Origin of the sequence: Pseudomonas sp. GM48 (assembly GCF_000282335.1) — a bacterium.
In the GTDB taxonomy this organism is placed as follows: Bacteria; Pseudomonadota; Gammaproteobacteria; order Pseudomonadales; family Pseudomonadaceae; genus Aquipseudomonas.
In genome coordinates, this window is record NZ_AKJM01000157.1 from 1 (window position 1) to 6111 (window position 6111).

General features: G+C 56.6%; 7 protein-coding genes and 4 tRNA genes. 2 read left to right on the forward strand and 9 right to left on the reverse strand.

Features of this window, described 5'->3' with window-relative positions; all coding sequences use genetic code 11:
* The 5 genes from cpaB to PMI28_RS02555 form a co-directional block, all read right to left on the reverse strand.
* Positions 1 to 711, reverse strand: a 711-nt coding sequence (gene cpaB, locus PMI28_RS02575; protein WP_007991954.1) for a Flp pilus assembly protein CpaB, incomplete at its 3' end; no start/stop codon positions are given.
* A gap of 15 nt (positions 712 to 726) precedes the next feature.
* On the reverse strand, positions 727 to 2055 hold the full coding sequence (locus tag PMI28_RS02570; protein WP_007991955.1) for a hypothetical protein: 1329 nt from the start codon (positions 2053 to 2055) through the stop codon (positions 727 to 729).
* A gap of 2 nt (positions 2056 to 2057) precedes the next feature.
* Entirely contained in the window at positions 2058 to 2588 is a 531-nt protein-coding gene (locus PMI28_RS02565; RefSeq protein ID WP_007991956.1) for an A24 family peptidase, read from the reverse strand.
* A 27-nt stretch (positions 2589 to 2615) separates the two neighbouring features.
* Positions 2616 to 2807, reverse strand: coding sequence for a Flp family type IVb pilin (locus PMI28_RS02560; RefSeq protein ID WP_007991957.1), 192 nt, complete (start codon positions 2805 to 2807; stop codon positions 2616 to 2618).
* A gap of 143 nt (positions 2808 to 2950) precedes the next feature.
* Positions 2951 to 3142, reverse strand: coding sequence for a Flp family type IVb pilin (locus tag PMI28_RS02555; protein ID WP_007991958.1), 192 nt, complete (start codon positions 3140 to 3142; stop codon positions 2951 to 2953).
* Positions 3143 to 3553: 411 nt separating this feature from the next.
* Between PMI28_RS02555 and PMI28_RS02550 the strand changes: the two genes are divergently transcribed.
* Entirely contained in the window at positions 3554 to 4423 is an 870-nt protein-coding gene (locus PMI28_RS02550) for an AraC family transcriptional regulator (RefSeq protein WP_007991967.1), read from the forward strand.
* A 58-nt stretch (positions 4424 to 4481) separates the two neighbouring features.
* Here the strand turns inward: PMI28_RS02550 and PMI28_RS02545 are convergent.
* The 4 genes from PMI28_RS02545 to PMI28_RS02530 all read right to left on the reverse strand — a co-directional run bounded on the left by PMI28_RS02545 (position 4482) and on the right by PMI28_RS02530 (position 4894).
* Positions 4482 to 4557: transfer RNA gene (locus tag PMI28_RS02545), tRNA-Gly, on the reverse strand.
* Positions 4558 to 4560: 3 nt separating this feature from the next.
* Positions 4561 to 4636 (reverse strand) — tRNA-Glu (locus PMI28_RS02540).
* A 104-nt stretch (positions 4637 to 4740) separates the two neighbouring features.
* Positions 4741 to 4816 (reverse strand) — tRNA-Gly (locus PMI28_RS02535).
* 2 nt (positions 4817 to 4818) lie between these two features.
* Positions 4819 to 4894 (reverse strand) — tRNA-Glu (locus PMI28_RS02530).
* Between the two features lie 385 nt (positions 4895 to 5279).
* Here PMI28_RS02530 and PMI28_RS02525 point away from each other — a divergent pair.
* Positions 5280 to 6038: a hypothetical protein gene (locus PMI28_RS02525; protein ID WP_033063602.1), complete on the forward strand. Its 759-nt coding sequence runs from the start codon at positions 5280 to 5282 to the stop codon at positions 6036 to 6038.
* Positions 6039 to 6111 lie beyond the last annotated feature (73 nt).

Consider the following 6111-nt stretch of genomic DNA (forward strand, 5'->3'; position numbering starts at 1 on the left):
GGCGGTAGCCCCCGCCATGACCGGTGCGGCAGGCGTAACGGTCGCGATTTTTTTCTCGGCGTTCAGCGGGTTGCGCAAGGTCAATTGCAATTTCCCTTCGGTTTGCGCCGTGACCAGGGTTTCAGCCTCGGCGGTCGACATCTCCAGCGTCACTGCGCGCACCACTACCGGTTGGGTCTTGTCGGTACCCGCGGTCTGATCCACTGCCAACACCCGCAAGTTCTCGAGAATGGTCCGGGACGTGGCGCTGTTACTGCCAGCATTGGTGGTTTTGGTCGCCAATACATCGACCCGGTTACCTGGTAACAGGAATCCGCCGACGCCAACCACATCGTCCACACGTACCGATATGGCGCGTTTGTCAGGAGCTATCAAAGAGGCCAGGGTGCTGCCCCCCAGGTGCTCGCTCAGACGCGCACCGCGTACGATGTCACCCCGCAGAATGTCGAACGTTGCGATCTTGCCCACTGTTTTTTCGCTGGAATCGAAGGCATCGTCCGGGATCGTATCCATGGGCATGCGTACGGTCGTAACCTGCTGGGCCTCGACCATCTGCCCGAATGGAATCTCTACCGTGGCGACCACCACGCTTCGAAGGTGGTCATCCGGGGTGGCATTGAGCCGCGCGCTCAACCAGGAGTCGGCCATCCATGCAGCACCAAGGCCCATAACCAGGGAAGCGCCTATCAGGGTAAGCGTACGAGAGCTCATGTCAGTTTCTCCGTATCAAAGAAAGTTGAGCTGGACGAAGTAGTTGTGCCAGGCCCATTCCAACTCTTTCGGTGACAGTGGTCCGGAACCGCCGGTATAACGCTGGCGATCGAGCGCCATGTTCAGGAGATCGCGGGGATGGCAGGGCACCAGGGGCATGCCTTCACTTGCATAAAGCCTTTGCAGCACATAACGCAACAACAGCGGGTCATAGGAAATGCCCAGACGCTCGTTTTCCTGACGCCAGATCTTTTCGTACTCTTCGGGTTTCAGGTAACCGAACTGCAGCTTGTAGCCAATCCGGCGAAGGAAGGCCTCATCAGCCAGCTCCAGGGGATTGAGGTTGGTGGAAAACACCAGAATCAGATCGAACGGCAACTCGCAATGCCGACCGCCGCCCAGGTTGAGGAAATCACGTTTCTCTTCCATCGGGACGATCCAGCGATTGAACAGCTCGGCGGGTGCCATGCGCTGGCGCCCCATGTCGTCGATGATGAACAGGCCATTGCTGGCCTTGAGCTGCAAGGCGGCCTGGTATTGACGGGTGAAGGGGTCATAACGAACGTCCAGCTGTTCCATGCTCAACTCACCGCCCGTGATGACGATCGGGCGTTTGCAGCGCAGCAGTCGACGGTCGATCCCTTCGTTGAGCATCAGATTGTTCTGTTGAGCATTTTCATCGAGCCGCTGATGCACCTGCGGGTCATAAATCTCGATCACCGACTCGTTGATGACGATGGCATGAGGGACCCAGATGGCCTCGGCGAACAGACGGATCAGCCGAGTGCTGACATAAGTCTTGCCGGTACCCGCGGGGCCATAAATCATGATCGCGCGCCCGGAGTTCAGCGCCACACCCAGCTGATCGAGCATCCCCTCCGTGAGCACTACGCCAGCCAGGGCATTGCGCATATCGTTGGCGTTGATGCGACCATGGTGAATGGTCTGCAGTTTGATCAGGGACCGGTAGGTACTCACCGGGAAGGGTGCCGCACCGATATAGCCACTACGTGACAGGGCATCGCGGGCGACACTGCGACCACGTTCGGTCAGGCCATAACGCAGCATCTGCCCGCCCGTTTGACTCACCTGACCAAGCACTTCGACACGGCCATCCTTGCGCAGAAACGCCAGGACCTCTTCAAGTACCGCGCCGGTCAGTGCCAGGCGGTCCACCAGCCGCGACATGTCCAGCACACCGGCATCAAACAAATGCTTGCACACCAACTCGCCGAGAAAACTGTCGGTCAGACCGGTTTCGCGGATAGTGCAGGGCTGAGGAGCCAGTCGTTGTACCGCGTCCCGATCGCTGGGGTAGGCATCACTCTCGACGATGACGTGCATGACTAACCTCCCAATCCACCGGCAACCAATTGCCAGTAGACGCTGTTCAAAGTGCCGATCAGGATTGCAATCGAATACGGAAAAGGCTTGCCGGCTACTTCATCTGAAGTCGGCGCGAGATAGGCCTGTGCCCTCAGCATCAGCCAATAGCGCCCCAGGGTCTGAAGCAATTGACCGCGAGCCAGTACAATCAAAAAACCGCACACGCCACCGGCGATCAAGCTGAATAAGGCAGCCCACAATGCGAAATGGAATGGTAGAAAACTGCCAACCATGGCCATCAACTTGACGTCACCGGCAGCCATGCCACCGAAGGCGTACATCGGCAGAAACAGCGCAAAACAGATCAGAATGCCCAACAGGCTGTCACCCAATCCGACGACACCACCTGAATACATTTGACCGCCCAGCCCCAGAGCAAGACCCAACAGAACCAATATGTTGGGAATACGGTGGCGAAGCAGATCGCTCACCACCGCCACGCCCAATAGTCCTAGCAGTACAACTGTCGACACCAGCAATTCCATGGACATGGTGCGTCTCCCCTAGCGGGATTATCGTTAGCAGGCAGCGCCTTTGACCGCGGCGCACACCGCTGTGATCCTGGTGTTCACCTCGCCGCCCAAAGTAACGAACATTGCGGCAACAGCTACCGTAATTAACCCTCCGGCCACGGCGTATTCCACAATTGTCAGGCCATCTTCATCTTTAGCGAATTTGCATATTGAAGTTCTGAGTGTTTGCAGAGTCATTTTTGTGTACCTCACCATAGGGCTCAAAAATCACATTGGCGGGGACAGCGCGAAGTCCTTTGAGTTGTTCGGTCTATTAGTGAAACCGTAGAACCGGCTGTTCCCTGGATTTCACCGCGCCCCGCCACCGTGAGTCGCTGTTATCAGCACGCAGCACCTTTGACCGCAGCGCACAGCGCTGTGATTTTGGTGTTCACGGCGCCGCCCAAAAGAGTGAACATTGCGGCAACAGCTACCGTAATTAACCCACCGGCCACCGCGTATTCCACAATGGTCAGGCCATCTTCGTCTTTGGCGAATTTCACTACCGAAGCCTTGATTGTTTGCATGATCATTTTGCCCACCTCACTCGAATGTTGTTTTTTTCGGAGGCAGTACGTTCTGCGCTGCCTGAGTGCAACATTAGTCAGGGACAAGGCATGGGCGTTAGTAAGATTTTGCACATCGCTAGGACTATTTTGCGGGGCAGCCAAATACGGGGTATTGGCCTTTGCGGAAGTAACGGGAGGGGTGAACAAGGCACTGAAACGCAAAGGCAATTGTCATTGATTCAAAAGCGACAAGCGGTTCAACCCGGGCTCGTCGAACACACACCAACAAACACTCACCCAGGCTGCCTTCCAGGCAACTCATATAGCGAAAAGAACTAAAAATCGTCTTTCCTATCAGGATTAAATCTGCAAAGTAATGGCACCTTGGCAATACTCCTTAGCTAAGAGAGTCACCAAGAACCCCAGAGTAGAGACATGACGTCCAATTTGACCAAAAGGCCATCGCTCCTGTGGTTCGATCTGACTCATGATCGGTCCACGAAAGAACTCGTCGCGCAGTTCGAGGACACCTGCGACTGCAGACTGGCGAAAAACTCCGTGTTGCCCATCACGGAACCGGCAGACATGATCTGCATCCATTTTGATCGCCCCGACACGCCAGGCTTGAGGCTATTGCTGGAGATCAAACGCACCACCCCCACCATCCCGATCACCATGTTCACCGTGCAGCACTCGGAGGAACTGGCTGTATGGGCCATGCGCTCCAGCGTCTGGGAATACATGGTGCTCCCGCTCTCGACCACCGAGAAGAAGCGTTACCTGACGGCGGTGGTGCAGCTCTGCGAACTGCGCCGAAATGCCAACAGCCGGGGCAAGTCATCGCAGATCGACCACTCCCCGACCCTGCCGGAAAGCATCCGCCTGACCTCGGGACACCAAAAACACCAGGCGCTGAGCAATGTCATGCTGTACATCGAACAGCACTTTCGAGACAGCATCGATCAGAGGGAATTGGCGCAGCGCTGCGGCATGACGACCTTTCGCTTCAGCCGCCTGTTCAAGGAAGCCAATGGGCTTGGCTTCACGGATTACATCCTGGACAAGCGCATGAACTTCGCCAAAGATCTGCTCGACAACAGCCAGATGCCGATTACCAGCATCGGCTATGAGGCCGGCTTCAAGGATCCTTCCTACTTCGCTCGTGCCTTCAAGCAGTTCGCCAACTGCACACCCAGCGAATACCGCCTGGCACGTCAAATCAAAGCGGCTGCCGCTACGCAACTGGTGCAGGATGACGAAACCACTGAAGTGCTCGAAAGCCTGGTACAAAGCCTCAGCGGTTGATCCGGTTTTTTACGCGCAAACAAAAACGCCGCTCAATGAGCGGCGTTTTTGTTAAATATGGAGCGGGAAACGAGACTCGAACTCGCGACCCCGACCTTGGCAAGGTCGTGCTCTACCAACTGAGCTATTCCCGCAAATGGCGTCCCCTAGGGGACTCGAACCCCTGTTACCGCCGTGAAAGGGCGGTGTCCTAGGCCACTAGACGAAGGGGACACGCTGCCCGGAACACATGGTGTGTGTTTCGGTGCCCAGATCCGCATCCGAAGACTTGGTTCTGGTTTCACTCAGCCCTGCCCGAAAGCAACGCTGTTTAAAATTGGAGCGGGAAACGAGACTCGAACTCGCGACCCCGACCTTGGCAAGGTCGTGCTCTACCAACTGAGCTATTCCCGCATTGGCGTCCCCTAGGGGACTCGAACCCCTGTTACCGCCGTGAAAGGGCGGTGTCCTAGGCCACTAGACGAAGGGGACACACGTACTGCATTCACTCCCTGCCGCGTTTCGCTGTGTGCTTTACGCTGCAAGTGGCGCGCATTCTATGGATGGATTGAGAGGTCGTCAACCCCCTGATATAAATTTATTTAAATCAATGACTTCGCCCTGCTTTTGAGCGCCATTGCGGTTTTTCCGCTGCCCGGCGTTTGACGCCTATATTCCGGCACCCGCCAAGACGTTATAGTCCACCCAATGATGGCAATCTGTATATCGAGTGCCATCATTTATAGATCCGGGGCTCCGGCCGATATAAGCACAAGCATGTCCGATCCAACCTGTCGTGCGGGCCTGGGCGCTCAAATGCCAAACCACCAGACTCGCATGCGCACCCTATAAAGAGGTCTTACCGGTGACGCCACTCATGATCACCCTGCTAGTCGTAGCCGGGATCGCACTGTTGATCGCCATTGGCTACATGAACCATGTGGCGGAAAACAACAAGCTGGAAAAGGCCCGTACCAAGATTGAGCTCAACGATCGCTTGCGACGCTGTGGCGAAATCACCGAGACGTTCCCCGGCCAGTTGATGACCCCGGCACTCAAACTGTTGTTGGCCCGCCTGGAACTGAATGTCTGCCAGCGCCTGCTTAACCTGGAAAAGTCCAGCGCCAACCTCAAGGCACGGATCGCCGAACTGGAGGCCCTTGTCGGCCGGGGCGAATCCATCCCGGTCAACAATCCGCCAGCACCGATCCAGACCGAAGCCAAGGCCAAGGATGTACGCTTCCTGCTCGAAGCCCTGCACGGCCAGATTACCCGCGCGGCACAGGATGGCTTCCTGCCCCCCAACGAAGCCAAACGCTGGATCCGTGAAGTGCGCCACATCCTGGTGCTGCTGCATATCGAGTTCTTCAACAACCTCGGCCAGCACTCCCTGCAACAGAACCAGCCGGGGCAGGCTCGCCTGGCATTCGAGCGCGGCGTGCAGTACCTGCGCAAACAACAGGAGCCACAGGTCTACGCCGAGCAACTGGAATACCTGGAAAAACTCCTGGCTCGCGCCAATGACCAGGTCATGGATCGCATCGCGCCGGTCGAAGGCGAAGTCAACCAGTTGACCGAGGGCCTCAAAGACGTCGAGGCCGACGCGGACTGGAAAAAGAAAGCGATCTACGACTGACCGGCGAAAGCACAAAAGCCACCGAGACAGGTAATGCCAGTCAGTTAAGCGCTAATGCGATCTGTAGCAGCTG

Excerpts from the sequence above, each read along its gene's own strand:
- PMI28_RS02570 (WP_007991955.1), bottom strand. The coding sequence starts at position 2,055 with ATGCACGTCATCGTCGAGAGTGATGCCTACCCCAGCGATCGGGACGCG.
- PMI28_RS02565 (WP_007991956.1), bottom strand. The coding sequence starts at position 2,588 with ATGTCCATGGAATTGCTGGTGTCGACAGTTGTACTGCTAGGACTATTG.
- PMI28_RS02560 (WP_007991957.1), bottom strand. The coding sequence starts at position 2,807 with ATGACTCTGCAAACACTCAGAACTTCAATATGCAAATTCGCTAAAGAT.
- PMI28_RS02555 (WP_007991958.1), bottom strand. The coding sequence starts at position 3,142 with ATGATCATGCAAACAATCAAGGCTTCGGTAGTGAAATTCGCCAAAGAC.
- PMI28_RS02550 (WP_007991967.1), top strand. The coding sequence starts at position 3,554 with ATGACGTCCAATTTGACCAAAAGGCCATCGCTCCTGTGGTTCGATCTG.
- PMI28_RS02525 (WP_033063602.1), top strand. The coding sequence starts at position 5,280 with ATGATCACCCTGCTAGTCGTAGCCGGGATCGCACTGTTGATCGCCATT.